Source organism: Kribbella rubisoli, from assembly GCF_004217145.1.
GTDB lineage: Bacteria > Actinomycetota > Actinomycetes > Propionibacteriales > Kribbellaceae > Kribbella > Kribbella rubisoli.
The window spans coordinates 172,410-197,016 of record NZ_SHKR01000001.1; the positions used below are offsets into that span (position 1 = coordinate 172,410).

28 protein-coding genes are annotated in these 24,607 nt (G+C 67.7%); 11 read left to right on the forward strand and 17 right to left on the reverse strand.

Annotation, left to right across the window (positions count from 1 at the left end; genetic code table 11):
* Window positions 1-4: 4 nt before the first annotated feature.
* Genes EV645_RS00815 through cobT form a run of 3 tightly spaced genes read right to left on the reverse strand, consistent with a single transcriptional unit; the run spans window position 5 to window position 3,080 of the window.
* Window positions 5-814 carry a TrmH family RNA methyltransferase gene (locus EV645_RS00815; protein ID WP_130438658.1) on the reverse strand — a complete coding sequence of 270 codons (810 nt, stop codon included), beginning with the start codon at window positions 812-814 and terminating at the stop codon, window positions 5-7.
* Complete coding sequence (gene cobA / locus EV645_RS00820) at window positions 811-2,019, reverse strand: uroporphyrinogen-III C-methyltransferase (protein WP_130438660.1); 1,209 nt, start codon at window positions 2,017-2,019, stop codon at window positions 811-813. The genes EV645_RS00815 and cobA overlap by 4 nt, the downstream gene beginning before the upstream one ends.
* Window positions 2,016-3,080 carry a nicotinate-nucleotide--dimethylbenzimidazole phosphoribosyltransferase gene (cobT, locus tag EV645_RS00825; RefSeq protein WP_242000122.1) on the reverse strand — a complete coding sequence of 355 codons (1,065 nt, stop codon included), beginning with the start codon at window positions 3,078-3,080 and terminating at the stop codon, window positions 2,016-2,018. Before cobT ends, cobA begins: the two co-directional genes overlap by 4 nt.
* A gap of 159 nt (window positions 3,081-3,239) precedes the next feature.
* Between cobT and EV645_RS00830 the strand changes: the two genes are divergently transcribed.
* Complete coding sequence (locus EV645_RS00830) at window positions 3,240-3,770, forward strand: YbhB/YbcL family Raf kinase inhibitor-like protein (protein ID WP_130438662.1); 531 nt, start codon at window positions 3,240-3,242, stop codon at window positions 3,768-3,770.
* A 39-nt stretch (window positions 3,771-3,809) separates the two neighbouring features.
* Here EV645_RS00830 and EV645_RS00835 read toward each other — a convergent pair whose 3' ends face one another.
* Window positions 3,810-4,265: a DUF7144 family membrane protein gene (locus tag EV645_RS00835; protein WP_130438664.1), complete on the reverse strand. Its 456-nt coding sequence runs from the start codon at window positions 4,263-4,265 to the stop codon at window positions 3,810-3,812.
* 227 nt (window positions 4,266-4,492) lie between these two features.
* Here EV645_RS00835 and EV645_RS00840 point away from each other — a divergent pair, with 227 nt between their 5' ends.
* Window positions 4,493-4,942 (forward strand): DUF6069 family protein, encoded by a 450-nt coding sequence (locus tag EV645_RS00840; protein WP_130438666.1) that lies wholly within the window; start codon window positions 4,493-4,495, stop codon window positions 4,940-4,942.
* Here EV645_RS00840 and EV645_RS00845 read toward each other — a convergent pair.
* On the reverse strand, window positions 4,939-5,352 hold the full coding sequence (locus tag EV645_RS00845; RefSeq protein WP_130438668.1) for a hypothetical protein: 414 nt from the start codon (window positions 5,350-5,352) through the stop codon (window positions 4,939-4,941). The genes EV645_RS00840 and EV645_RS00845 overlap by 4 nt on opposite strands.
* Window positions 5,349-5,597, reverse strand: coding sequence for a YchJ family protein (locus EV645_RS00850; protein WP_422386607.1), 249 nt, complete (start codon window positions 5,595-5,597; stop codon window positions 5,349-5,351). The genes EV645_RS00845 and EV645_RS00850 overlap by 4 nt, the downstream gene beginning before the upstream one ends.
* Before the next feature lie 175 nt (window positions 5,598-5,772).
* Between EV645_RS00850 and EV645_RS00855 the strand changes: the two genes are divergently transcribed.
* Complete coding sequence (locus EV645_RS00855) at window positions 5,773-6,645, forward strand: nucleotidyltransferase domain-containing protein (RefSeq protein WP_130438672.1); 873 nt, start codon at window positions 5,773-5,775, stop codon at window positions 6,643-6,645.
* On the opposite strand, the gene EV645_RS00860 is transcribed toward EV645_RS00855, so the two are convergent.
* Window positions 6,634-7,584 carry a DNA glycosylase AlkZ-like family protein gene (locus EV645_RS00860; RefSeq protein WP_130438674.1) on the reverse strand — a complete coding sequence of 317 codons (951 nt, stop codon included), beginning with the start codon at window positions 7,582-7,584 and terminating at the stop codon, window positions 6,634-6,636. The two genes, EV645_RS00855 and EV645_RS00860, sit on opposite strands and share 12 nt — an antisense overlap.
* Window positions 7,585-7,622: 38 nt before the next feature.
* Window positions 7,623-8,288 (reverse strand): class I SAM-dependent methyltransferase, encoded by a 666-nt coding sequence (locus EV645_RS00865; protein ID WP_338419118.1) that lies wholly within the window; start codon window positions 8,286-8,288, stop codon window positions 7,623-7,625.
* Window positions 8,289-8,316: 28 nt separating this feature from the next.
* On the opposite strand from EV645_RS00865, the gene EV645_RS00870 reads away from it, so the two are divergent.
* Window positions 8,317-9,189, forward strand: a complete 873-nt coding sequence (locus tag EV645_RS00870; RefSeq protein ID WP_157996980.1) for a GNAT family N-acetyltransferase — start codon at window positions 8,317-8,319, stop codon at window positions 9,187-9,189.
* Here the strand turns inward: EV645_RS00870 and EV645_RS00875 are convergent.
* Together EV645_RS00875 and EV645_RS00880 are read right to left on the reverse strand one after the other, a co-directional pair.
* Window positions 9,176-9,562, reverse strand: a complete 387-nt coding sequence (locus EV645_RS00875; RefSeq protein ID WP_130438678.1) for a hypothetical protein — start codon at window positions 9,560-9,562, stop codon at window positions 9,176-9,178. The genes EV645_RS00870 and EV645_RS00875 overlap by 14 nt on opposite strands.
* Window positions 9,563-9,635: 73 nt before the next feature.
* Window positions 9,636-10,118: a winged helix-turn-helix domain-containing protein gene (locus tag EV645_RS00880; protein ID WP_157996981.1), complete on the reverse strand. Its 483-nt coding sequence runs from the start codon at window positions 10,116-10,118 to the stop codon at window positions 9,636-9,638.
* A gap of 59 nt (window positions 10,119-10,177) precedes the next feature.
* Between EV645_RS00880 and def the strand changes: the two genes are divergently transcribed.
* The gene (gene def, locus EV645_RS00885) at window positions 10,178-10,798 is read left to right on the forward strand and encodes a peptide deformylase (RefSeq protein WP_130438682.1); all 621 of its coding nucleotides are present in this window, start codon (window positions 10,178-10,180) and stop codon (window positions 10,796-10,798) included.
* An 11-nt stretch (window positions 10,799-10,809) separates the two neighbouring features.
* Window positions 10,810-11,421, forward strand: coding sequence for a class I SAM-dependent methyltransferase (locus EV645_RS00890; protein ID WP_130438684.1), 612 nt, complete (start codon window positions 10,810-10,812; stop codon window positions 11,419-11,421).
* Between the two features lie 292 nt (window positions 11,422-11,713).
* Here the strand turns inward: EV645_RS00890 and EV645_RS00895 are convergent, their stop codons facing one another.
* The gene (locus EV645_RS00895) at window positions 11,714-12,688 is read right to left on the reverse strand and encodes an Lrp/AsnC family transcriptional regulator (RefSeq protein WP_130438686.1); all 975 of its coding nucleotides are present in this window, start codon (window positions 12,686-12,688) and stop codon (window positions 11,714-11,716) included.
* A 130-nt stretch (window positions 12,689-12,818) separates the two neighbouring features.
* Here EV645_RS00895 and EV645_RS00900 point away from each other — a divergent pair, with 130 nt between their 5' ends.
* Window positions 12,819-13,670 carry an oxidoreductase gene (locus EV645_RS00900; RefSeq protein WP_277876958.1) on the forward strand — a complete coding sequence of 284 codons (852 nt, stop codon included), beginning with the start codon at window positions 12,819-12,821 and terminating at the stop codon, window positions 13,668-13,670.
* Here EV645_RS00900 and EV645_RS00905 read toward each other — a convergent pair.
* Window positions 13,654-15,108: an MGH1-like glycoside hydrolase domain-containing protein gene (locus EV645_RS00905; protein WP_130438688.1), complete on the reverse strand. Its 1,455-nt coding sequence runs from the start codon at window positions 15,106-15,108 to the stop codon at window positions 13,654-13,656. The genes EV645_RS00900 and EV645_RS00905 overlap by 17 nt on opposite strands.
* Window positions 15,109-15,179: 71 nt before the next feature.
* Here EV645_RS00905 and EV645_RS00910 point away from each other — a divergent pair, with 71 nt between their 5' ends.
* On the forward strand, window positions 15,180-15,947 hold the full coding sequence (locus EV645_RS00910; protein ID WP_130438690.1) for a PIG-L deacetylase family protein: 768 nt from the start codon (window positions 15,180-15,182) through the stop codon (window positions 15,945-15,947).
* A 79-nt stretch (window positions 15,948-16,026) separates the two neighbouring features.
* Here the strand turns inward: EV645_RS00910 and EV645_RS00915 are convergent, their stop codons facing one another.
* Complete coding sequence (locus tag EV645_RS00915; protein WP_198681394.1) at window positions 16,027-18,195, reverse strand: alkaline phosphatase family protein; 2,169 nt, start codon at window positions 18,193-18,195, stop codon at window positions 16,027-16,029.
* 205 nt (window positions 18,196-18,400) lie between these two features.
* On the opposite strand from EV645_RS00915, the gene EV645_RS00920 reads away from it, so the two are divergent.
* Together EV645_RS00920 and EV645_RS00925 are read left to right on the forward strand one after the other, a co-directional pair.
* On the forward strand, window positions 18,401-19,558 hold the full coding sequence (locus tag EV645_RS00920; RefSeq protein ID WP_157996982.1) for an EfeM/EfeO family lipoprotein: 1,158 nt from the start codon (window positions 18,401-18,403) through the stop codon (window positions 19,556-19,558).
* Window positions 19,551-20,795: a Dyp-type peroxidase gene (locus EV645_RS00925; RefSeq protein WP_130438696.1), complete on the forward strand. Its 1,245-nt coding sequence runs from the start codon at window positions 19,551-19,553 to the stop codon at window positions 20,793-20,795. Before EV645_RS00920 ends, EV645_RS00925 begins: the two co-directional genes overlap by 8 nt.
* Before the next feature lie 76 nt (window positions 20,796-20,871).
* Here the strand turns inward: EV645_RS00925 and EV645_RS00930 are convergent, their stop codons facing one another.
* Both EV645_RS00930 and EV645_RS00935 read right to left on the reverse strand, forming a co-directional pair.
* The gene (locus EV645_RS00930) at window positions 20,872-21,381 is read right to left on the reverse strand and encodes a GNAT family N-acetyltransferase (protein ID WP_198681395.1); all 510 of its coding nucleotides are present in this window, start codon (window positions 21,379-21,381) and stop codon (window positions 20,872-20,874) included.
* 262 nt (window positions 21,382-21,643) lie between these two features.
* Entirely contained in the window at window positions 21,644-21,805 is a 162-nt protein-coding gene (locus EV645_RS00935) for a hypothetical protein (RefSeq protein ID WP_242000124.1), read from the reverse strand.
* Between the two features lie 209 nt (window positions 21,806-22,014).
* Here EV645_RS00935 and EV645_RS00940 point away from each other — a divergent pair, with 209 nt between their 5' ends.
* Window positions 22,015-22,770 (forward strand): hypothetical protein, encoded by a 756-nt coding sequence (locus tag EV645_RS00940; protein ID WP_130438702.1) that lies wholly within the window; start codon window positions 22,015-22,017, stop codon window positions 22,768-22,770.
* Here EV645_RS00940 and EV645_RS00945 read toward each other — a convergent pair.
* Together EV645_RS00945 and EV645_RS42505 are read right to left on the reverse strand one after the other, a co-directional pair.
* Window positions 22,767-23,615, reverse strand: a complete 849-nt coding sequence (locus EV645_RS00945) for a 1-aminocyclopropane-1-carboxylate deaminase/D-cysteine desulfhydrase (protein ID WP_242000125.1) — start codon at window positions 23,613-23,615, stop codon at window positions 22,767-22,769. The genes EV645_RS00940 and EV645_RS00945 overlap by 4 nt on opposite strands.
* A 465-nt stretch (window positions 23,616-24,080) precedes the next feature.
* The coding region (locus tag EV645_RS42505; protein WP_206751439.1) for a hypothetical protein at window positions 24,081-24,607 on the reverse strand (527 nt) is incomplete at its 5' end.

The window sequence follows — 24,607 nt, forward strand, 5'->3', positions numbered from 1 at the left end:
CCCCTCAGCGTCGAGTGGCGTAGAACGCTACTGCTGCTGAGGATGCCACGTTGAGGGAGTCGACGCCGCCCGCCATCGGGATGCGTACGGTCAGGTCTGCCTGTTCGAGCACGTGCGGTTTGAGGCCGTGGCCTTCGGTCCCGAAGATCAGGGCGAGTTTGCCGTCCTTGCGGTCGGCGAGTTCGTCGAGCGTGATCGAGTCGTCGGCGAGTGCCATCGCGGCGGCGACGTACCCGTGCTCCTGGAGGAGCCGGAGGTCGCCGGGCCAGTCCTCGAGGCGCGTCCACGGGACCTGGAAGACGGTGCCCATCGAGACCTTGATCGAACGCCGGTACAGCGGGTCGGCGCAGGTCGGCGTCACCAGCACGAGGCCGACGCCCAGCGCGGCCGCAGCGCGGAAGCCGGCTCCAACGTTGGTGTGGTCAACGATATCGTCGAAGATCGCGATCCGTCGTACGTCGTCGGTCAAGAGGTCGCTCAGCGGTACGGCGGCGCGGCGCTTGTACGACGCGAGCGCGCCGCGGTGCACGTGGAACCCGGTGACCTGCTCGGCCAGCTCCTCCGACACGACGTACACGGGCTTGTCCGGCCACTTGTCGAGCACGTCCTGCAACGAGTCCAGCCACCGCGGGGCGAGCAGGAACGACCGCGGCTCATACCCGGTCTCCGCGGCCCGCCGGATCACTTTGTCGCCCTCGGCAATAAACAGCCCGTGCTCTTCCTCGAGCAACCGCCGCAGATTGACCTCCCGCAGCTGCACGTAATCAGCCAGCCGCGCATCCGCCGGGTCCTGGATCTCAACCAAGTGGCTCATTTCGCCTGCGCAGCCACCTCAACCACGTTGCCTATGACAACGATGGCCGGTGCGCCGACGCCCTTGTCCTTCATCGCTTGGGCGATCCCGCCCAGATCGGACGTCACCATCCGCTGGCCGGGAAGGGTGCCGTCGGCAATCGCCGCCGCCGGGGTGTCTGCCGACCGACCGGCCGAGATCAACCGCTCGGCGATCGCCGGAAGGTTCTCGACCGCCATCAGCAGCACCAAGGTCCCATTCAACTGCGCGAGCGCGTCCCAGTTGACCAGCGAGTCCGGGTGCGACGGCGGGATGTGCCCCGACACCACCGTGAACTCATGCGTCACCCCGCGATGCGTCACCGGGATCCCCGACACCGCCGGCACCGAGATCGAGCTGGTGATCCCCGGCACCACCGTCCACGGCACCCCGGCCTCAGCGCACGCCAGCGCCTCCTCGAACCCGCGCCCGAACACGTACGGATCCCCGCCCTTGAGCCGTACGACGACCTTCCCGGCCCGCCCGCGCTCCACCAGGATCCGGTTGATCTCTTCCTGCTGCGCCGCCCGCCCGCGCGGCAACTTCGCCGCGTCGAACAGTTCAACGTCCGGGTGCAGCTCGTCCAGCAACGGCTGCGGCGCCAACCGGTCCGCCACCACCACATCCGCCTCGGCCAGCAACCGCCGCCCGCGCACTGTGATCAGATCCGGATCGCCCGGTCCTCCACCGACCAGGTACACCCCGGGTCGCCGCTCCACGTCCCGCGCAGCCAGCTCACCGGTGCGCAGCCCTTCCAGAATCGCGTCCCGGACGGCGGCCGACTTCCGGTGATCGCCGCCGCCGAGTACCCCGACCGTCACGTTGTCGTGCTGGCCGGACGCCGGCGTCCACGCGGTCGCGCGCGAACGGTCGTCGGAGCGCACGCAGAAGATCCGCCGCTCCTCCGCCTCCGCCGAGACGCGGTCGTTGACCGAGGCATCATCCGTCGCCACGACGACGTACCAAGCCCCGTCGAGATCGCCGTCCTGGAACCCGCGCTCGATCCAGCTCAACGACGGGTTGCCGAGCAGGCCCTCGATGGTCGGCGTGATCGACGGCGAGATCAGGTCGATCCGCGCGCCTGACTCGAGCAGCCGCGGGAGCCGGCGCTGGGCGACCCCGCCACCGCCGACGACGACCACGCGCCGCCCGTCGAGGACGAGACCGGACAGGTACTGATGCGTCACTGACCGATCCCCGCGTCCTCGAACGTCGCCATCTCGGCGAGCGCACGCACCGCGCAGGTCAGGATCGGGTACGCGAGCACCGCACCCGTCCCCTCACCGAGCCGTAGGTCGAGGTCGACGAGCGGCTGCAGGCCGAGCTTCTTCAGCGCGACGGCATGACCGGGCTCGGCGGACCGGTGCCCGGCGACGCAGTAGTCGACGACGGCCGGGTGGAACGCCTGCGCCACGAGCGCGGCAGCTCCGGCGATCACGCCGTCGAGGATCACCGGCGTACGGTTCGCCGCCGCACCGAGGATGTATCCGGCCAGAGCGGCGTGCTCGAGACCGCCGTACGCCTGGAGCGCCTTGAGCGGGTCGGCTGCCGGCACGTCGTGGAGGGCAAGAGCATCCCGTACGACGGAGGTCTTGTGCGCGAGCGCAGCATCGTCGATGCCAGTCCCGCGGCCGGTGACCGTGTCCGCGGTCGCGCCGGTGAAGGTCGCGATCAGCGCGGCCGAGGCGGTCGTGTTGGCGATGCCCATGTCGCCCGTCAGTAGGCAGCGGTACCCGTCCTGGACCAGCTTGTCCGCGAGCTCGAACCCGACCGCGATCGCCGCGCGGGCCTCGTCCTCGGTGAGCGCGTCGGTCTGGGACAGGTCGCGGGTGCCTGGGCGGACCTTTGCGTGCACGATGTCCAGCTGCTCCACCGGCGTCGCCACGCCGACGTCGACGACCCGTACGTCGACCCGGTTGTTGGCCGCGAAAGCATTCACCGCAGCACCACCGGCCGCGAAGTTCGCCAGCATCGCGGCGGTCACTTCCTGCGGCCACGGGGAGACGTTCTGCGCGTGTACGCCGTGATCCGCTGCGAACACCGTCACCACGGCGGGCTGCGGCACCTCCGGCGGGCAGGTCCCGGTCATCCCGGCCACCCGCACGGACAGCTCCTCGAGTACGCCGAGCGACCCGGCCGGCTTCGTCAGCTGCGCATGCCGCGCCTCGGCCGCCCGCATCGCCGCCGAGTCCGCGGGAGCGATCCGCTCCACGTACTCGTCCACCACGCCGTCCATCAAGTCCTCCATCCGTTCCCGGTCCATGCCGGTCCGTGCCGGGCTGTCCGCCGTACCGGCTCGATCTTCGCATCTCCGATCAGGTGCCCCGGGGTGGGTCGGCGCGATGTGGACAGTAATGTCGGAATCACCACACGTCGCAGACGCCTTCCAGATCCCGGAGGATCACAGATGTCGCTCGATCGTCCCGTCGCCCCGGACCCCTACGAACTGCTCCCGAAGGCGGGTTCGTTCACCGTCACCAGCACCGATGTCGCCGACGGCGAGCCGCTGTCGGACGACCATGCGTTCGCCGGCGGGAACACGTCGCCGCAGCTCAGCTGGTCCAGGTTCCCCGCGGAGACCAAGGCCTTCGTCGTCACCTGCTACGACCCTGACGCGCCGGTCGTCTCCGGCTTCTGGCACTGGGTCCTGGTCAACCTCCCGGCGACCGTTACCGAGCTCCCGGCCGGTGCCGGTACGGCCGAGCGCCTGGACAACGGCGCCTTCCACGTCCGCAACGACTTCGGCGCCAAGAACTTCGGCGGCGCGGCCCCGCCCGCGGGCGACCAGGTCCACCGCTACTACTTCGTCGTCCACGCCATCGACGTGGAGGCCCTCGACGTCGACTCGGATGCCTCGCCGGCCGTCGTCGGCTTCAACCTGGCCTTCCACACGCTGGCGCGCGCCATCATCACCCCGACGTACCAGACCGCGGAGTGACGTGAGTGGGAGCCGTCTCGTTCGGGACGGCTCCCACGGTCAGCTGAGCGGGGGTCTGCGTCGCTCGGCAGCTGTGAGATCGGCCGCCTCCTGACCGCTCCACTCGGTTCCGCTCCCAACGCCGAGTTCGCCGCGTACGTCGGTCCACCGGGCGGTGAGCGCGTAGAGCACGAGGACGTCCAGCGCGATCATCAGCAACCCCCAGACCGGATAGGCGCCGAGCCAGGCGACCTGCGTGACAGCGTGCAGACAGACGAGCACGATCGACGCGATCCTGGCCCACGTCTGTGCCATCAGCAGACAGGCGCCGACTCCGATCAGGAGCAGGCCGAAGATCAGGATTATCCATCCCCAGACGGTCACGTCGACGATGATCAGGTTCTCCCGGGTGATCACCAGGCGCTCGTCCGAGAACAGCGCGATGAACCCCTCGAAGACGTTCACCAGACCGGTCATCATGAGCAGCGCGCCGGCGAACACGACGACGCCGGTCATCGCCGCCCCGCCTTTCTCGCAGCCATCCTGCTGTCTCCTCTCGTGCGGCGGACCGCCACCGATCCGGCGACGGATCACCCCTGGATGGTGTCCCGGCGGCCGCTCGGGCACCTCACCCCATCCGGATGAGAGCCCCCGCCCGCCGCGCCCCGCAGCTAGGACGCCCCAGCACCGACTCAACCGGATGGGGTGATGAATTCGCCCCGATCGCCGGTCAGGCTCGGGGAATGACGCCTCAACCCACGCAAGGCGGTGCGCCACCGATCGCTGCCGGACGACTCTGGGCCGCGGGCGCGGCGACGGCGGTGGTCGCGGCGCTGATCGCGGTCGTCGGCATCCTGCTCGCCCGCGGCGTGTTCGACGTACCCGTGCTCGCGCCGGAAGGTGAGGGCACCTGGGGCGACGCCGACACGATGACGTACGCCTTGTTCTGCGCTCTGGCAGCGCTCATCGCCACCGGCCTGCTCCACCTGCTCCTGGCCTCGACCCCACGCCCGTTCGAGTTCTTCGGCTGGATCATCGGCCTGGCCACCGTCGCCGCCGCAGCCGCCCCCTTCGTCGCCGGCGGCGACACCAACTCAAAAATCGCCACCACAGTCATCAACCTCGCCGTCGGCGTAGCAATCGGCACCCTCCTATCCAGCGCCGGCCGCTCCGCAGCCCGAACCGTCTATTAACCGTCGCCCTGAGCCCAGCGGGTGATTTGGTAGGCCGCGCTGTCTGGGGTGGGTGGGTCGCCGGAGAGTTCGGTCGACGACGCCTTCGGGGCGAAGCGGAGGTGGTCGATCTGGCCGTTGTGGCGGTGGATGTCCAGGTAGACGCCGAAGGGTTTGTAGTCGAACTTGGCGTAGGCGATCTCCGTGCGCGGGATGCGGGTGGCGCCGATCAGTTCCCGGCAGATCAGCTCGTCGTCGGTGAGGCGGAGTTCGTACCGCATCGCCCCGGCCAGGAACAGCAAGGTGCCGGGGATCGTCGGCCAGAGCATGGGCGCGATCGCGGTCGCGATGAGGGCGGCCAGGACCAGGAGGCGGAGCAGGATCAGGGTTACGCGGTGGGTGCCCCACCGGCGGATGTTCGGTTCGGTCATAGGGCGGTGACGTAGACCCAGTGGCCGGCTTCGCGGGTGAAGGTGCTGTTTTCGTGTTGGACGCCGGGATTGCCTGCTTCGGTGTAGTGGGCGCGGAACTCGACGGTGCCCTCCGAGTGGAAGAGGCTCCCGCCGGTGGTGCCGACGATCTCCAGGCCGGTCCACTCCCGGCCGGGTGGGAAGTCGATGCTTGCCGGTCGGGTTGTCAGGGACCAGGTTTGCTGGAGGTACGGCGCATCGTGCATCACGAATGCGGCGTACCGGGAACGCATCAACTGCTCCGCGGTCGAGGCGGTCGCCGCGCCGCGGTGGAGCGGGCCGCAGCAGGCGGCGTACGGCAGGTCCTGACCGCAGGGACAGAGGGCTGGCATGGAGTGATTGTCGCCGATCGGTCGGCTGCCTGCGTGATCTACTGCCGTGATGGTGACCGACGCAGCACGCTGGCGACGTCGGACGGTCCGGCCGGTGCTCGACTGGTACGCCGCCGTGGAGGGTGTCGACGCGGTGATGCTGGGTGGGTCGACTGCCCGCGGAGACGCGGATCGCTGGTCGGATGTCGAGGTCGGCGTGTTCTGGCGGCGGCCGCCGACGCCTGCTGAGCGGCTCGCGGTCGCGGGGGTTGCAGAGGTTCGGGTGGTGAACGTCGACGGGCCGCCGTGGGACGACCACCTGTACCTCGGCGCGCCGCGACCGGACGGCCTGATGGTCGAGGTCGCCCACACCTTGACGCAGACGGTCGAGAACGCCCTGGACGATCTGCTGGTGGCCGGCACGCCTGATGGCCAGGTCATGCAACTGGCGCTGGGCATCCTCGACGGCCGTGAGGTGATCGGCCCGAGGGCGGAACTCGTCGCTCGTTGGCAGGAGCGAGTCGCGACGTACCCGCGCGGCCTGGCGCTGGCCGTTGTCAGGTACAACGGGAACATCGAGAAGTTCTGGCGCTGGCAGATGCTCTACGAGCGCGACAACCCGCTTCTCGTCGCCCGTGAGTTCGTGCGAATGACGAACCAACTCCTGAACGTCCTGCACGCCCTCAACGGCCGGTACTCCGGACACGTCCTGGCCTTCAAGCGCCTCGATGCGATGGAACGCGACCTCCCCCTGGCGCCGCCGTCCCTCGCCGCCCGCGTCCGCGCGGTCTTCACCCGGCCCGCCCCCGAGGGCGCCCAGACGCTGCACGATCTCATCGAGGAAACGTACGACCTGGTCGAACGCCACCTGCCCGAGGTCGACGTCGATGCCCTGCGCGCCACGTTCCGCAGCAACCGCAAGCCCCTTGAGTCAGCAGATTGACAGCTGCGGATCGCGCACCGGCATCGTCGCGACCTCTTCCTCCAAAGCGCCGTATTGCTTCGCGTCGAGCTTCTCGGACAGCACCACGCTGACCCGCCCGCCCTTCCGTCCCCACGCGCCGACGATGCGTCCGTCGACCAGCAAACCGTTCGGATGAAAGGAATCCGCGGCCGGCGTCAACTCCCGCAGACCGGGTCCCACGAACCGGCCGCCGTGATCCCGACCGAACAACCGCAGATCCGACGCGACGAGCAACCGAACCTCACGCGGCAACGTTGCCGATCGCAACCATTCCTCATCGGCCCGAAGAATCCACCCGGCAACACCGTCGAAATCAATCTCGACCAACTCGTCCGCCAATGAATTCCAGACCGCCCGAGCGTCCGCAGGCGATAACCCTGACCACCATGAGAACGCCTTCGGCGTTGTGGGCCCGAAGCAACGAACGTGTCGCCGACACAACTCCGCCCGCGCCTCGGCAAGGTCGATCGACGGTCGCGGCACCTCCCGCACCCAGAGCGACGTCGTGTCCCACCGCAGCGCGAGCCGCCCACTCGCACACGCCTCGCGCAGGTCACTCCCCATGCCGCCACGCCGCTCGCCCCCGTCCAACGTCGCGCACAGCCTCTCCGCGAGTACGTCGATCCGCCGCACGGCGTCGGCATCAAGCGGCAATCGCCCGAGCGTGAACACCCCGAAGTCACGCGCCGGCAGCACATACACAGCCGCCCGCGGGCTGTACGTCTGGATCAACGTCGGATGCTCCCAGTCCGACGGCACGCATGCCGCCATCCGAGCATGGAGCCCGAGCAACGCGTCCCGCGGCGCGGTGTCCTGCAGACCGACGTACGCCGCCTCCTCGTGCGACCCCGCCGGCAGCCGATCGACCAGGTGGTTGACGTGCAACCGATAGGCGACGGCCTGCTCCCGCGTGATCATGACTGGGACCGTACGGGAAAAAGACGCCAGCGCTTGGCTTAGTTTCGACGGACCGTCGCGAGCCAGCCCGGCGCGCCGTGCTCGTGCATCCGGGTCTCGATCCTGCGCGGTTCGATACTGACGATCGTCCAGCCGGAATCTGCGGGAAAAGCCGTCTGCAAATCGGTTTGCGAGATCGGATGCGGAACGGCATCGGGTTCTTCGTCGCTGAAACAGACCACATAAAGAGTCGCGCCGGGATTGGCGACCGAAGCCAGACTCACGACGTACTGCGAGCGCTCGCCCGCATCGAAGGTGTGCAAGAGACCGCTGTCGAGAATCGTGTCGAACCTACGCCCCAACTCGTCGAGCTGCAGCGCATCGGCGGCAACAAACTCCGCGTCGACACCGAGCTCAACCGCCTTCTCCCGGGCACGCGCCAACGCGGTCTCCGCGACATCGAACCCAACCACCGGCACGCCACTCGAGGCGATGAGCAGCGCGTTGTCGCCGCTCCCACAGCCTGCGTCGAGCACTGCTCCACGGAACGCACCCTCGGACACCAGCTGTACAACCGCCGGCTGCGGCCCGCCGAACTCCCACGGCGCGGGACCGTCCTGGTACGACGCATCCCACGGACGCCCTGACATCCGTTCATGGCTCGTCGGTTGCCGCGTGCGCTCGGACATCGTCGTACCCTTCGTGGCTGAGAGGTGTCTACCCATCCTTACCCCAAGTGAAGGATTGATGCAGATGCTCGAGACCGCTCGGCTCGATCTGGTGGAGTTCGAGATGGAGCGCGATCTGCCGGCGCTGCATGCGATGTTCTCGGATCCGGAGTGGGCGCGGGGCGGCTACATGACGCCGGCGACATCCGAGAGCGAGTCGCGGGAGCGGTTGGAGCGGGAGTTCGGCGACAATGGCGGCTGGACGTGGGTACTGCGGGTTCGGCCGGACCAGACCGCCGTCGGCGTCATCGCCGTCTTCTCGGATCAAGGCAGCTCGATCCGCGGGCTGAGCTGGTACCTGCAGCGCGATCGTTGGGGCGCCGGGCTGATGAGCGAGGCAGCGCGCGCGGTCGTCGATAATCTGCTCGACCAGCCGTCGATCACCGGCGTCGAGGCATGGATCGACTCCCGCAACGTGCGCTCGATCGCCGTCGCTCGGCACGCAGGTCTCGACCTGGTCGGCCGCCTGCCGCGGACGCTCGACGGCGAGATCGCGCAGTCCGTCGTGATGGGTCGCGCCGCGAAGCCGACGGATCCGACCACGTTCGCGATCATGCCGGTGCTGGAGGTACGCGACGTCGCCGGCACCGCACGGCTGCTGTGCGAGCTGCTCGGCCTGCAGATCCGCTTCGAGCTCAAGGACGTCGTCCACCTCGGCTTCACCGAATGGAACGGTCAGAGCGGCCTGGAGGTACGGCGCGCAACCGGGGCGATCTCGCCCGCGACGATCACGTTCGAGGTCGGCGTACTGGTCGATCCCCTGTACGCCGCCGCTCGCGCCGCCGGGCTTGTCGAGTCGACCGCGCCGGAGGACATGTCGTGGTACCGGCGTACGTTCACGCTGGTGTTTCCGGAGGGGCACCGGCTGACGATTTCGGGGCCTGTCAGCGGTAGTTGAGCACCATGATCCAGCCGACCCCGAGTGCCAGCACGCACAACACCGCGCCGACCACGGCGAGCGGCTTCCCGCGCCGGGGGCCGATCAGCCCCGCGATCGCTAGGCCGACACCCGGCAGCGCGAGTGGGAAGGCGGCGTACTGGCGGAATCCCGTCATGTCGACCGGCAGGAACGGCGCGACCAGAGCGGCGAGACCGAGGACGACGGCGAGCACGCCCAGCATCGCCGTACCCTTCGGCTGACCCGCGACCGGCGCTTGCGGCTGCCAGGCAGGATCGGCCGGCGCCTGCGAGTAGTCGGGCCAGAGGTGCTGCGGATACCCGGCGCCCCCTTGCTGCGGGTTAGGGTTGCGATCCGGCTGGCCGTAAGTCATGGGAACTCCGTAGTCGACAGGATGCGTTCCCCTGCGCTGACGCTGTGGGTTCCCGGTCGGTTCCCTCGACTTACTACTCTTCGCGGAGCGGGAACGCGCGGATGATCACCGCGGTCGGCGTTGCGGCGTCCGATCTCGGCTCGGAGCCGACGAAGTCGCGGAGTACCCGATGCAGGCGGGCCCTCAGCTCGGCCAGCTCCCCGTCGGCGAGCGTGACCACCTCGCTGAACGCGAAGTCCTCGTCGTCGGACGTTTTGGCGGCGAGCCAGCTCGCGTACGCCGTGTCCTCGAGCTCGCGATTGAGCGTCGCCTGCTCGACCCGCATCCGCCGCCACGGCTTCACCCGCCCGACCGAGCCCGGGACCGCCTCGATCACGCCGAGCGCCTCGAGCCGCCGCAGGTGGAACGAGCACGACCCTGTGCTCTCCCCCAGTTCGCGCGCGGCGATGGTCGACGTCGTCGTACCGTCCCGGTCGATCAGCTCCAGGAGCGCCTCGCGCAGCGGGTGGGCGCGGACGACGTCGCGGCGGTTCGGCGTACTGCGGTGGTCGGCCATGGTCCGCATCCTAACCTCGTGCTTTGCAAAGCCTTGACTTTGCAGATTACGATCTTTGCATGCCGACGTTCATCCAGGGCCGACTGAGCCGCCGTCTGCCCGAGCTGACCGCCGAGGTACGGCGCGGCACGCCCCTGCGGATCACGGAGTACGGCGAGGAGATCCTGCACCGCCCGTGCCAACCGGTCACCGAGTTCGGCGCGGCGCGCTGGGGAGCGCTGATCGACGACATGTTCGCCACGATGTGGATCGCCGAGGGCTGCGGCCTCGCAGCGAACCAGGTCGACGTCGACGCGGCGCTGTTCGTCTACGACCTCACCGACGAGCACGGCGACCGCCACGTCGGCCACGCGTTCAACCCGCGCATCGAAACCATGACCGCCCTCTTCGGCACCCAACCCGGCACCGAAGGCTGCCTCTCAGTCCCCGGCGCCAACGCCCCACTCCCCCGCCCCACCCGAGCCACCCTCCACGCCCAAGACATAGACGGCCACCCCTTCACCCTCACCTCAACCGGCTACCTCGCCCGCTGCCTGATCCACGAAACCCAACACCTAGCCGGCACCGTCTACATCGACCACCTATCGCCCCACGCCCAAACAACCGCCCTCAACCACTCCGCCACCCACCGCGCCGACGTCCTATCCCACCGCGCGACCCGGCAACTGCTACTCAGCTAACGTCCGTGAGCATGGACGATCCGAAGCAGGTGGTACGCCGCGGGTACGACGTACTCTCGACCCGCTACGACGAGGCCACCGACTCCGACTCGAAGTACCAAGGCTGGATCGAAGAACTGCTCTCACGCCTGGACGCGGGCAGCAAGGTGCTCGACATCGGCTGTGGGAGCGGCGTGCCCGTCGCGCGCGAGCTGACGGCCGCCGGTCATCACTTCACCGGCGTGGACATCAGTGAAGTCCAGATCCGCCGTGCCCGCGAACTCGTGCCGCAGGGCACGTTCATCAACGCCGACGCCACGTCTTTGGACTTCGCCGCCGCGTCGTACGACGCTGTCGTCTCGCTGTACGCACTGATCCACATGCCGCTCGACGAGCAGCAACAACTCCTCGCGAAGATCGCCGGGTGGCTGCGCCCCGGCGGCTGGTTCCTGTGCACAACAGGCACCACGGCATGGACCGGCACCGACGAGAACTGGCTCGACGGCGGCGCTCCCATGTGGTGGAGCCACACCGACGCCGCGACGTACCGTGCCTGGCTCAGCTCGGTTGGCCTGACGGTCCGGAGCGGAGCCTTCGTTCCCGAGGGCTCCGGCGGGCACACGCTGTTTTGGTGTCGCCGTTGACTCAGTGCACCGCTGGGATGCTGACGTCTTTGCGGAGGGCTTGGAGTACTTCGAGTTCGCGGTTGATCTCGCGGCGGGCTGGCCGTCATCATCACCGGCGTCATCTGGCTGAAGCTCGCCGACCGCCCAACCCGAGAGACTGCACCTAACGACAGGTAGAGCACCCACGAGACGGTGTACGCACCGGCACGTCCACGCTCAGGTGCACTACCAACCGCCGGACACTACCTGTCCTTCCGCACGCCAAGCCACCGCCGCAAACCTGGAACCCTGACAGCAGGCGTACGCGCAGTTAGTCGAGGACGAGGCGGTTGTTGTGGACTCTGGTGCCTGATTGTTTGAGACGGCGTACGACTGGAACGACCTCGACCTGACGTACCGCGGGGAGGACGCCGACCTTGGTGGTGACGAAGGTGTAGAGGCCTTCGATGTCTCGGCAGGTGACTGTGACGAGGAGGTTGGCCGCCCCGGTGACCGCCGCGGTGAATGTGGTCTCGGGGAGCTGCGACAGAGCGTTGCCGGTGGCATCGAGTTCGCCCGGGGTCACGGTCAGCCAGAGGTAGGCGGTTGTGTGGAATCCGAACTCGGCCGGCGCGAGATCGATCGCGACGTGCAACGCACCGGAGGACAGGAGTTCGTCGAGTCGGTTCGACACCCTCGACTGCGGCCAGCCGGTCGCCTTGGCCAGCGCCACCACGCCGAGCCGGCCATCACGACCAAGCTCGGCCAGCAGCGCCGCATCCGCACTGCCGATCGACGCCGATGATTGCAGGCCGGTGGGCTTGCCTCCGCGGAGAAGGGCAAGTTCAGCTTCGGGCAACGGATCGACGAAGGCCAGCCACTTGGTGTCGCTGGTGGTGTGCATGTGCATGACCGCACAGGCCGTGAAGCTCAGCACCTGACTGGTCCGCGGCAACCGGGCCAGGACCGATCCCGCCGACGGTTCGCGATCGGTGAACGTCACACACACGATCTCCGACCCGCCGGACGTCGTGCTGACCCAGGCGACGTCGTCGCGGGCGGCGATCGCATCCGCCAGCGCGTCGGCCGCATCGGGCCGGCACTGCACCCGCACGAACCATCGCTGTTGCCCGGCAGTGTGCGCGCCCGATGCCACGCGGACACGCAGTACTCCGCGCGCGAACAACGCGCGGTACCGCCGAGCGACCGTCTGCTCCGACACCCCGAGGACATCAGCGATCCGCCGGAACGGCGCGCGACCGTCCTGCACGAGGCATTGCACGATCCGGCCATCAATCAGCTCCACATTGGCAGATTACCTCGGGCGGATGCCATCGATTGGAGGTTCGGCTCCGGATCAGATCCGTGGGTGGATGACGCCTGGCCGGACAGGCGAGGCTGGCACAGTCATCCAGAACAAGCTGAACGGAACTACCTTGAAGCACAGCACCTTCCGCGCCGCCGACGACCTCGTCCTCACCCGGATGGGCTACGGCGCGATGCAACTGGCCGGCCCGATGGCATGGGGTCCGCCGAAGGATCGCGACGCCGCGATCGCCGTACTCCGTGAAGTCGTCGCACTCGGCCTGACCCACATCGACACCAGCGACTACTACGGCCCGCACACCGTCAACAACCTCATCCGCGAAGCCCTTTACCCCTACCCGGACGAGCTGCACATCGTCACCAAGGTCGGGGCCCGCCGCGACCCGGACAAGTCCTGGCCCGCTGCGTTGTCACGCACCGAGCTCATCTCGGCGGTGCACGACAATCTCGAGCACCTCAACCTGCCGGTGCTCGATCTGGTCAACCTCCGCATGACCGGTTCGGCGACCGACATCGTCGAGCCGTTCACTGTGCTGGCCGAACTGCAACAGGAAGGCCTGATCCGTCACCTCGGCCTGAGCAACATCAACGCCGAGCAACTCGAGGCGGCGCGCGCCATCGCTCCCGTCCGCACAGTCCAGAACTTCTACAACGTTGCCGTCCGCAACGACGATGCGCTGGTCGACCTCTGTGCCCGCGAACGCATAGCCTTCGTCCCGTTCTTTCCGCTGGGCGGGTTCCAGCCGCTGCAGTCCGACGTACTCCGAACCGTCGCCGACGAGCTTGGCCACACACCCAGGCAGGTGGCGCTCGCCTGGCTCCTGCACCGCTCCCCCACGACCTTGCTGATCCCGGGCACCTCGTCGCTGGCCCACCTTCGAGAGAACGTCGACGCAGCAACCATCGACCTACCGGCCGAGGCACTCGCACAACTGAACACGAGTGCTACGAGTCCAGTGTGATGTCGATTGTGTGGTGTCCATCCAGGGAGGCCGGTACGCCGTACTCCCTGGACGGGCTGCCGTCGAGGTTGAAGGAGCTGATGACATTGCCCGCGCCGCGGAGGGTCACCGTCAGGACAGCGTCGCGGTAGCGCACGCTGCTGACCGTGACGTCGCCCCAGCCGGGCGGGAGCGTCGGTGCGAAGGTGAGGCCGCGGTCGTCGAATGTCATGCCGAACAGGCCGGTGTGCATCATGTCGATGAAGGCCGTCGCCGACCAGGTCTGGTCGGGCTGCGAATCCCAGCGGCGTTTCAGAACGCCGGTCGCGCCCTGGTAGCCGCCCTCGACGGCACCGGAGTTCCCGTCGTAGATCTCCCAGAAACCGCCGCTGTCCCTGACCAGCTCCGCGAGCAGTCTGGTCTCGGTCGCGAACCCCGCCACATCGCCGCGCTTAGCCAAGCCCTTTGCCCAGAGCCCTTGCACGAGCGGCCAGACGATCGCGTTGTGCCGTCCGGGTTCGGCGCTGGAGTACCTGTCCCAGTGCGGAAAGGTGTCAGGCATTCCCCAGGTCATCCGCTGCGCATTCGCGATCAGGGAACCAGCCTGCGCGGCGTCGGCGATCCCGAAGAGCAGGGTGAACGCCAGCCCCGCACCTTCCTGGTACACGCCCGGCCTTCCGTCGGTGGTCAGCTCGTAGTTGTAGCTTCCGGTTCGTGGGTTCCAGAAGTGCTGGTTGATCGCCTGCTTGATCGCTGCCGCCTTGGCTCGATGGCCATCCGCCGTCCGGCCGAGCGCCTCCGCCATCTCGGCCGCGCGCGCGTAGGCCGCGTAGTACAGCGCGTTGGTGCTCAGGTACATGGCCGAGACAACATCCGGGTACGACGTACTCTCGCTGCCCCGCGACTCCCCCGCGTCCGCTGTCGGCGCCGGGAATCCGGAGACGCCGTCGTTGAAGAACGACGGACCGGTGAAGAGGCCGTACCTGGCGTCGCGGCCGAAGACGGCGGCCTGCTCGCGGAGGGCGAGGGTGTTCGTGACAGCGTCGTACGCACGCTGCAGGAAGTCCCGGTCGCCGGTCACCAGATAGTGGTGCCAGGCGCCGATCGTCCAGATCACCTGATCCCATTGCTGGCTGTCCTGCTGCACCATGAGCTTGCCAGCGGCATCCTTTTCGACCACCGCCCACAGGGTGTTCGCGGCGAGCGCCGGCGCGAGCAAGCTCGTCGCGTTCCAGCTGTTGATCGTCGCGTCCCGGGTCCACGGCTGCTCGTAGCCACCACCGGCCCGGACCATCCCGACCGCCGGATCCATCAGCCCACTCCTGGCGTACACCTCGCCGAACGGAACGGTGTTGGTCCCCAGCAGGTTCTCGAGCGCCGCCACGTAGGTCGCCCCATAGAGAGCCTGACTCGCCGCATCCTCGAACCGCACCACCGGCCGAGAGTCTGTCGTTGTCATAACCGCATTCCATCAGCCGCGCAGACCAGCAGCTGCAGCGCGGGCACCCAGCGGGATGCAAAGATGCCGGTATGACATTGCCGGCTCTGCCTGAGGAGACTTTTCAGCGGGTGTTGTGCGTTGTGGCGCACCCTGACGACATGGAGTACGGGAGCTCCGCGGCCGTTGCTCGCTGGACCGCGCGGGGTATCGAGGTCGGATATCTGCTGCTCACCAGGGGCGAGGCCGGGATGCCGAATCCTCCCGCGGAGACGGCTCAGCTGAGACTTGCCGAGCAGCAGGCCGCGTGCGATGTCGTCGGAGTCACGCACCTGACCGTCCTCGAGCATCCGGACGGCGTGCTCGTCTACGGCCTCGACCTGCGCCGCGACATCTGCCGGGAGATCCGCCGGTTCAAGCCTGACGTCGTCCTCGGTGTCGGGTACGACGTCGAGACGCCGTTCGGCTTCGACCAGGCCGACCACCGCGCCGCCGGGCTCGCGACGCTCGACGCGATCCGGGACGCGGGCAACCGCTGGGTCTTCCCCGAACAGATCGACGACGAGCAGCTCGAGCCGCACTCGCCTCGCTGGTACCTCGTCCCCGGCCTGGGCGGCAACGCGACCCACGGCGTCGACGTCACCGGCGAACCGCTCCGCAAGGGCGTCGCCTCACTCGAGGCACACGCGGCGTACCTGGCCGCCCTCCCCTGGCACCCGGCCCCCGCCGAGTTCATCCCGATGTTCGCCAAGATGAGCGGCAAGACCATGGGCGTCGAGCACGCGGTCCTCTTCCGCGCCCACGACCTGCAAGCACCACCGGCCTTCCCAACCGACGACACCGACGAGACCGAGGACTGACACCTCGCGACGCAGATGTGCCCGCGATCCGGTAGGAACGCGGGCACATCGCTATCAGCTCAACGCAGCGCGCGAAGGATCACTTCTGCGCAGCGCGTCCGGCGTACCGCTGCTTGAAGTCCGCAGACTCGCTCGCAGTGATGATCACGTCGTAGTAGCCGTCCTCGGTCGGCCAGGTGACGACGCTGTGCTTACCGGCCGGCACCACGATGGTCGTCTTCTTCCCGGCGAAGTCGTTCGCGGTCAGCGTGTACGTCACCGCCTTGCGGCCGTCGGCGGACAGGGTGAACTCGACGGCCGGCTTGTCCCGGCCGTGCCCCTTGGCGAGCCGAACGTCGACCCGCGGCTGGGCCGAGGTGCGGTCGCTGGCCGGGACCACGGTGCCGGCGAAGGACCGGATGAAGTGGTCTGGGCCGTAGAAGGTGAAGGCGTACTTGCCGCCCGTCGCCTTGGTGTCCCAGGTGTAGGAGTTCGACCGGCGGTTGCCGGCCGTGAGGGGCAGCGCGTCCTGGCCGATACCGAGCGGCTCGGCGCCGGTCAGGGCGGGCACGTACTTGTCGGCCAGCCCGACCAGGTTGACCGCCTTACCGGTGGGGCCGCCTTCGACGGTGAAGGTCGCCGTCGCGGTCCCGTTGGCGGGGTTCTCGACGAGTACGCCGTTGGGCTGGAACGACAGCGGGCTGCGCTTCGCCTTGCCGGTGATCGTCTGGGTCGGCATGACCTGCGCGCCGACGGCCGGCTGGGGCACGGGCGGCAGGCCGGCGTCGGTGACGACCGACTTGAGCAGGTCAGCCGGCTTCGGCAGGTTCGGGAACGACGTGTCGAAGTTGCCGAAGTCGATCGCCGAGAGCAGGTTGCCGGAGACGCCGCGCCGCCAGTCGTTGATGTTCGTGCAGACGGCCGGCCGGCCGAGGCTCTTGGTCCATTCCTCGATCAGCTGGATCGTCGAGGTGTGGTCGAAGACCTCGGAGTTGACGAAGCCACCGCGGGTCCACGGCGAGACCAGCACGAACGGCACCCGGCCGCCCATACCGGGCTTGATTCCGGGCGCCCGCTCGCCGACGGTCCCGGCCTCCGGGATCGGCGGTACGACGTGGTCGAAGAAGCCGCCTTCACCGATGCGGTTCGCGTGGTCGGGCTCGTCGTAGTTCAGGATGATCAGCGTCGACTCCCACAGCTCGGGGTTGTCGTGCACCGCCTGGATCACCCGGTCGGTGTAGACCGCGCCGTTGTTCGGAGCGTACGTCGGGTGCTCGGTCCAGGCCGCGGGCGCGACGACCCAGGACACCTCGGGGATGTCACCCGACGCGCAGTCGGCGATGAAGTCCCGCAGTACGTAGTCGACGTTCGAGGTGTCGTTCTTGATGCCGGCGGGCTGCGTGGTGTGGGCGTACACCACGTTGCCTCGGGCAAGCAGACCCTCGCGGGGCAGCGTGTTCTCCGGGTTCGCGTTCGCCGGGTTGAACGCCGCGAACGAACGGACGGTGTTGTCCGTGTAGTCGCCGAGGAAGTCGTCGTCGGTGTCGTTGTTGACGTAGATCTGCCAGCTGACACCGGCGTCCTGCAGCGTCTCCGGGTAGGTCTTGAACTTGTAGGCGTAGCCGTAGTCGCCGTTGTTGTTGACGACCGGGCCGCCCTGCGTGCCGGCTGCGTCGTTGGTGCCGGCCCACATCATGATCCGGTTCGGGCTGGTGCTGGTGTCCAGCGAGCAGAAGTAGTGGTCACCGATGGTGTACGCCTTGGCGATCGCGTGGTGCCACGGCACATCGGCTTCCATGAAGTACCGGTTGCGCGCGCTGGTGTTCTGCGCGTTGTACTTCAGGCTGTCGGCGTGGTACGGCAGCAGGTAGCCTTCGGCGCGGCTGTTGGGGTCGTAGTAGATCGTCTGGCCGTTCTGCCAGGTCAGGACCTGCTTGTCGGCGAAGCCGCGCGCGCCGGCCAGGTCGAGGGTGCCGAAGTAGTGGTCGAAGGACCGGTTCTCCTGCATCAGGATCACAACGTGCTTCAGGTCCTTGATCGTGCCGGTGCGGTGCGAGTGCTGCGCCGGCTTCGAGCCGGTCGTGCTGTCGGCCGTTCCGACCGTCGCGGTCGCGTCCGGTGCGGCGTCGGCCGGGGCGGTCGACAGCCCTCCGGCGGCGGCAACAGCGCCCGCGGCGCCCGCGGCCTGGATCAGCCGGCGTCGGCTGATCCGGTTGCGCTCCGCGGTCGCCTTGGTGACGTCCGCGGATGCCGAATCGTTGTCAGACATAGGTTTGCTACCTAATCTCTCGTGGCGGGGATTCCTCCAAGAGTCAACTGCCAAAGGTCCGGACCGCGCGAGCATCGCGTCATGAACAATCCCTGAAGACTCAGGGACTCCGTGGTCTCGACCCGCCCGGCCGGTCACCCGCTGTTCACCGGCGCGTTGTGGTCAGCATCGGATCCGTTCACAACCGCCGCCCAGCGTGGGCCCGGTGAGCAGTACGACGGCCTCGGCGGCCGCACCATCACTGCCGTCGAGCCGGCCGCAGCCTCTGGTCCTGGTCGTTGGCTCGCCCTACGGCATCGACGACTGGCTCGGCGGACCGGCCGGCCGCTACGACTTCGTCTTCGTGAACAACGAGGGCGCCGGCGCGGAGGTCTATCTGGAAGATCCCGCGACCGAGCGGATCTACGTCGAGGTCGAGCACTTCGGCCGCGGCGTCAGCCGTGCGGTCACGGCATCGGTGCCGCCCGGAACGTACCGCTGGGTCTGCATCACCGACTACACGATCAAGTACAGCCGGCCGGTCGTCGTCACCGGTGACCCGTTGCCGTACGACATACACGGGATCATCCCCGTGACCGGGCTGGACCTGCGGATCCCGATCAACTCCTACGTCGACTGGATCGCCGGACAGCTGCCCAGGCTGACTGATGAGGTTGAACAGCTGCGGGGCGCGGTCGAGGTTGGCGACGTAGCGGCCGCCCGGCGCCACTGGCTGACGGCCCACCTCACCTACGAGACGCTGGGCGGCGCCTACCGCGCGTACGACGAAACCGGTGACGACGTCAACGCCGACCCGCCGCGCGGCATCGCCCCCGATCGTCTCGCGGACGCGGACTTCGCGGGCTTCCGCAAGATCGAGGCAATGCTGTGGCACGACCGGCCGACGGCGACGATCGTGCCGCACGTCGGCGCGCTCCTCGAGGCGATCGGGCGACTCACCGACGAGCTGGCGCTGCCGAACGCGATCATTCCGATCGACATGGCCCGGCGGGCTCACGAGATCCTCGAGGACGCCCTGCAGTGGGACCTGAACGGGATCGGCGACGCCGGTAGCCAGACCGAACTGGCGACCGTGGACGCGAACATCACCGGCGTCTGGCAGGCGCTGGACCCGCTGCGGCCGATCCTGCGCAAGCAGAACCCGTACCTGCACGAGACCGACGAGCAGCTCCGGCTCACCCAGCAGATCGTCCGCAGCCACCACCACGATGACGGTTGGGTCGGACTGGCAGCACTGTCCGCCCGCCAGCGGGCCGCGGTGAACGCGGCCGTACAGCACAGCGTCGAACTGCTCGCCCACACCGCGGCCATCATCGACCCCCGCAACGCCACCCGCGACCGAGGCCCGATCACCCATGACTGACCACGACACCGCCGTACCGGACAGCGCCGCACGGAGCGTCGCCGCACAGGGCACCGCAGTACCGGGCGTCACCGCACAGGACGTCGCCGTGCCGGCCGGGCGGCCGTTCGAAGGTGCCCACCAGGCCGGGATCCTTGAGCCTGCGCAGCAGGCGGGGATCGTCGTCGCGTTCCTGGTGACCGCGGCCGACCGGCCGGCGCTGCGGCGGATGTTCCAGACGCTGACGGCAACCATCCGCTACCTGGTCTCCGGCGGCGACGCACCGACCGGACGCGGCAGCGACGACGGTCTCGTGTCGACCCCGTACGAGAACGGCGTACTCGGCCCGGGCGCGGTGCCCGACGGTCTCACCGTCACGGTCAGCGTCGGTGCCGGCCTGTTCGACGACAGGTTCGGCCTCGCCGACGTCAAACCTGCCCGGCTGCGGGCGATGGATGAGTTCCCGAACGACGCCCTCGACCCCGAACGCTGCGACGGTGACCTGCTCCTGCAGATCTGCGCCGATCACCGCGACACCGTACTGCACGCGCTCCGCATCCTGATGCGCGCAACCCGCGCCGACCTGCAGGTGCTGTGGCAGATGGAAGGCTTCACCAGCCCGCCGCGACCGAGCGGCACGCCCCGCAACCTGTTCGGTTTCAAGGACGGCACAGCCAACCACGAGTTCCTGGACCGGCCTGAGCTGCTCGATCAACTGGTGTGGACCAAGGCCGGCGGCGACGAACCGGCCTGGGTGACCGGCGGTACGTACCACGTCGTCCGGCTGATCCGGATGTTCGTGGAGTTCTGGGACCGGATCTCGATCAACGAGCAGCAAAGGATCTTCGGCCGCGACCGAGACACCGGCGCACCACTGTCCGGCCGCCCCGGCGAACGAGTAGCCGGCCAGGAGGAGCTCCAACTCCCCAGCTACTACCGGGACGCCCACGGCAACACCGTGCCGCTGACCGCCCACACCCGCCTCGCCAACCCCCACGACGGCACCGCCGACGACCGCCGCATGCTACGCCGCGGCTTCAACTACAGCGCCGGCATCGAACCCAACGGCCAGCTCGACATGGGCATGATCTTCATCTGCTTCAACGCCGACCTGGACCGCCAGTTCGTCACCACCCAAACCCTCCTCATCGACGAACCCCTAGTCGACTACATAACCCCCTTCGGCGGCGGCTACTTCTTCGCCCTCCCCGGCGTACAAACTGCCGACGACTGGCTGGGCCGCACCCTCCTCACCTGACCGGCCCCGCAAGCCCGAAAACGAATCTCGACTGTTGGGTTCGGCTCTGATGGGGCTGATTGGTGCGCAGGGCGGCTCAACGTGCTGATGGTGACGGAGGACGAGTTCTTCGGAGCATGGCGGTGAGGACCGGCCCGTCGGCGGACGGCTGCTGCGTACTGATCGGCTCGTAGCCCCAGGATTCGTAGAGCGCTTTCACCTTGCCGTCCCCGTTCAGCGCGTTCACCAGCAATGAGACCTGCTCCTCGGCACGATCGCGGAGAAGCTCGTCGTGGATCAACAGCGCGATCCCCTGCCCCCGCCACGGGTTGCACAGCATGATCTCCTTCACCGCCACGGTCGGCGTCTGTGTGCAGCCGTCGGGTAGCGGGGTGGTCATCCGCCGCCACCAGCGATCGTCGGTCGTAAGCGTGTTCGCGTACGCAAACCCCACCGGCTGACCATCGTCGTAGCCGATCACAACCTCCCATCCCGGATCAGATGAATGCCGAGCAAGCTGCTCCCGGAACCGCTCGACCGAGTAATGCACCAAATGAAGCTGATCAGCCCGTACGTCGGCATACACCTCGATCAGCGTGCTCCTCACGTCGTCAATCGTGGTCGAGCGGCGCAACTCAATACCATCAGGGGTCACAGAACCTTCCTCCGTGAGTCGTCTGCGTAATTCTCACAAGCGCTTGCCGGGTGGCTGAAAGTTGACCGGCAACCTCACCGGGGTCCTGCGCTCGCGCCGCGCTGTTCGTTCACGCCATCCGCATCTGGCCTCTCCATGCAAGCTCAACGCCTGAGCTACACAGCGGCCAAGCCTCGCGACAGTGACCAGCCTCAACAGACCGAACGTATGAACGTCAGTCGTCGAGCCACTGATCGCCGACGACGTCCCGATGCGGACCTTGGTGGTGCCCCAGCACACATCGCTCCTCACTGCGAGGATTCCGCCCGTCGCACTCGACCTCCTGCGCCGAGCGCAGCACCGGCCACTCCTGCGTACGCCGCTTGGCCAAATCCACTTCCTGTCCTCCGATCACAGCCATCGCTTGGACCGGCCAGGGCGACGGGGCAGGAGAAACGCACACCGTCCGGCGCGCTCGGGCTCACCCACCGCCCTGACCGTGCCTCAAATCTGCCGCGAGCAGCGCGTAGGAACCACCGAGACAGCCAGTGACCATTTACCTCAAACCTCCCCGCGCAACAGGGAGGTTGTGACACCATACGAGGCATGAGCCTCAACGCGGGCGCGCGTCCCTCGCGGGCAAGCAGTCTGCGCCAGCAGCGCCGAGACTGGGCCACCGAACTACGCGCCCAAGGATCAACCTGGGCTGAGATCGCAGATACCTTCGCCGACCGGTACGGCGTGAATCCGCGGGTCGCGTTTCGCCTCGCGCATGACTGGAGCCAGCGCGAGGCCGCCGACGAGTGGAACCGCCATTGGCCAGACGACCCGAAGACCTTCAAGAACTTCTCCTACTGGGAGCAGTGGCCAGCACCGACGGGCTACGCCCCATCCCTCGACGTCCTCACCCGGCTGGCGGAGCTGTACCAGTGCTCGGTCGCCGATCTGCTCATAGACCAGGCCGACTTCTCGAACCTCGACACGGCCCGAGCCACGAGCGGCAACCTCAACGGTCTCTGGCTCTCCCGATACAGCTACTTCTCCTCTGGCCGCGACGCCAACCTTGAAGGCGAACACACAATCCGCCTCCACCACACCGGCAGCCGCCTGCACGGCACCAACGACCCCGTCGACGGCGAATCACGACTCACCCTCGAACTATCCGTCAGCGGAGCCATCGCCACCGGAACCTGGAAAGAACGCACAGCGCCCACCGGCTACTACCGTGGGGCCGTCTACCACGGCACGATCCAACTGGTCGTCAGCCCACAGGCCCGCGGCCTGAACGGCCGCTGGCTCGGCTTCGGCAAGAACTTCAACGTCAACTCGGGCGACTGGCACCTCGAGTGGCTGGAAGGCTAGCCACCCGATCCACTGATCAACGCCACAATCGTCGTACCTCGGGCGAACGAATCGCGAGCCACCAGATCGAACAACGCGTACATCATCTTGGCCTCGTACACCCAGTCCAACCTCAGGCCGTGCCGCACCTCGAAGTCGTCGATGAACTCATCCAACTCACTCGTCCGCTTCGCGTAACCGCCAAAGTGGTAATCACACTCAAGCCGCCACGAGCCCTTCCGCGCGCCGTACACCTGCTCCTGCAGCCGAACGATGTCGTCCTCCAGAAACGCGCCACCCTTCAACACCGGAACCCCAACCACCAACTGATCCGGCCGAACACCTGCCGCCACACCCGCGAGCGTCCCGCCCGTCCCCACCGCACAGAACACAATGTCGACGGACGGCTCAAGCTCGGCCGGCAACTCCGCACACCCTCGTACGGCCTCAGCGTTGCTCCCACCCTCGGGAATCAGATAGAAGTCGCCGAACTCCTTGCGCAACGCCTCGATCACAGCATCCGATGTCTTCTCCCGGTACGTCGTCCGGTCCAGATACGTCAGCCGCATCCCCCGCGAGACCGCGTACTCCAGCGACGAGTTGAGCGGCAGATGCTCCTCGCCCCGAATCACTCCAACCGTCTCGAACCCACACAACGCCCCAACCGCAGCAGTCGCCCTGACGTGATTCGAATACGCCCCACCAAACGTCAGCAGACTCCCGAACCCCAACTCCCGAGCCTTCGCGACGTTGTACTTCAACTTCCGCCACTTGTTCCCCGGCACCTCCGGATGAACCAAATCATCCCGCTTCAGCAGCACCCGTACGCCCGCAGCCCCCAGCCGGTCATCCCCAATCTCCACCACCGGCGAAGGCACCCGAAGTCCCGAAATCAGCCCATCCTCCACCCCAACAGCATGACAGGCTTCCCCGATCCGCAGTCCTGACCAGCCGGCACCCGTTCAGCGCATCCCCAGCCCGCAACTGCAGCGCCGGTCAGCCGAATCACAGGACCTGCTGCGCTGGCACTGGCCGCCCAGCGTCGTGCTCCCGGGCGGTTGCCGGATCGGTCAGACCCGAACCTCGCGACGAGTGTCAGAGCCTGCGCTTAGTGTGCATCCATGAACGGCAGCCGACAGAAGCCGACATCGGATCCACACTTGGCCGATCGTGTGACCACGGAGGGCGCGGCCGCTCCTGAGGGGACGGAACCTAAGGGCGTCGCGCTGTATCACGACATGCGGGCAGAGGAGGACTTCACCAAGTGCGCCACCCGTCTCTTCTCGATTCTCCAGAAGGCAGCAGTCGCAAGCCCTAGCGCCCCGCGGCGCCTATACCTTGACGTCCAGGGGCACCGCAACGCAGCCGGCGGATATGACGCCGACGCCGCCGAAATCATCCAAGAATTCCTGCTGGGCTACCTCAGCCCATATCTCACCGAGATCCGCACACCGCTCTATCACGCACGGAACCCTGGACCACAGCGTGAGGACATCCCTGACATCCTGCACATTCAGGACCGCGGTCGTGAACACGCCTACAACCACCACGAGCTGCACGTACGCAATAGAGATAGTCATCCCAGCACGCGGCGGTCCAGACCACCGGTCCAGGCGATCGCTGACTACCTCGGCCTCGATGAACCGACCTGTCTGATCTGCTGGCAGACGCCGGTAGAGCGAGCTCACGTTGTCCCTGAGTCGCTTGGCGGCTCCAACGACGTTCGCAACTTCGCCCTGCTCTGCACATGCCACCATCGTGAGGCTGTCGACGGCGGGTGAAGACTGACCCTCTAGCGACGGCTGGAAGTGGACCCCTGCGTGACCCTGTGAAGGGTGATGACAGTGGAGGACTGGGC

What these genes read in the sequence shown, in the direction of transcription:
- EV645_RS00815 (WP_130438658.1), bottom strand. Translation starts at nt 814, where the DNA reads ATGAGCCACTTGGTTGAGATCCAGGACCCGGCGGATGCGCGGCTGGCT.
- cobT (WP_242000122.1), bottom strand. Translation starts at nt 3,080, where the DNA reads ATGGAGGACTTGATGGACGGCGTGGTGGACGAGTACGTGGAGCGGATC.
- EV645_RS00830 (WP_130438662.1), top strand. Translation starts at nt 3,240, where the DNA reads ATGTCGCTCGATCGTCCCGTCGCCCCGGACCCCTACGAACTGCTCCCG.
- EV645_RS00835 (WP_130438664.1), bottom strand. Translation starts at nt 4,265, where the DNA reads ATGACCGGCGTCGTCGTGTTCGCCGGCGCGCTGCTCATGATGACCGGT.
- EV645_RS00840 (WP_130438666.1), top strand. Translation starts at nt 4,493, where the DNA reads ATGACGCCTCAACCCACGCAAGGCGGTGCGCCACCGATCGCTGCCGGA.
- EV645_RS00845 (WP_130438668.1), bottom strand. Translation starts at nt 5,352, where the DNA reads ATGACCGAACCGAACATCCGCCGGTGGGGCACCCACCGCGTAACCCTG.
- EV645_RS00850 (WP_422386607.1), bottom strand. Translation starts at nt 5,597, where the DNA reads ATGCACGATGCGCCGTACCTCCAGCAAACCTGGTCCCTGACAACCCGA.
- EV645_RS00855 (WP_130438672.1), top strand. Translation starts at nt 5,773, where the DNA reads ATGGTGACCGACGCAGCACGCTGGCGACGTCGGACGGTCCGGCCGGTG.
- EV645_RS00860 (WP_130438674.1), bottom strand. Translation starts at nt 7,584, where the DNA reads ATGATCACGCGGGAGCAGGCCGTCGCCTATCGGTTGCACGTCAACCAC.
- EV645_RS00865 (WP_338419118.1), bottom strand. Translation starts at nt 8,288, where the DNA reads ATGGGTAGACACCTCTCAGCCACGAAGGGTACGACGATGTCCGAGCGC.
- EV645_RS00870 (WP_157996980.1), top strand. Translation starts at nt 8,317, where the DNA reads ATGCTCGAGACCGCTCGGCTCGATCTGGTGGAGTTCGAGATGGAGCGC.
- EV645_RS00875 (WP_130438678.1), bottom strand. Translation starts at nt 9,562, where the DNA reads ATGACTTACGGCCAGCCGGATCGCAACCCTAACCCGCAGCAAGGGGGC.
- EV645_RS00880 (WP_157996981.1), bottom strand. Translation starts at nt 10,118, where the DNA reads ATGGCCGACCACCGCAGTACGCCGAACCGCCGCGACGTCGTCCGCGCC.
- def (WP_130438682.1), top strand. Translation starts at nt 10,178, where the DNA reads ATGCCGACGTTCATCCAGGGCCGACTGAGCCGCCGTCTGCCCGAGCTG.
- EV645_RS00890 (WP_130438684.1), top strand. Translation starts at nt 10,810, where the DNA reads ATGGACGATCCGAAGCAGGTGGTACGCCGCGGGTACGACGTACTCTCG.
- EV645_RS00905 (WP_130438688.1), bottom strand. Translation starts at nt 15,108, where the DNA reads ATGACAACGACAGACTCTCGGCCGGTGGTGCGGTTCGAGGATGCGGCG.
- EV645_RS00910 (WP_130438690.1), top strand. Translation starts at nt 15,180, where the DNA reads ATGACATTGCCGGCTCTGCCTGAGGAGACTTTTCAGCGGGTGTTGTGC.
- EV645_RS00915 (WP_198681394.1), bottom strand. Translation starts at nt 18,195, where the DNA reads ATGTCTGACAACGATTCGGCATCCGCGGACGTCACCAAGGCGACCGCG.
- EV645_RS00925 (WP_130438696.1), top strand. Translation starts at nt 19,551, where the DNA reads ATGACTGACCACGACACCGCCGTACCGGACAGCGCCGCACGGAGCGTC.
- EV645_RS00940 (WP_130438702.1), top strand. Translation starts at nt 22,015, where the DNA reads ATGAGCCTCAACGCGGGCGCGCGTCCCTCGCGGGCAAGCAGTCTGCGC.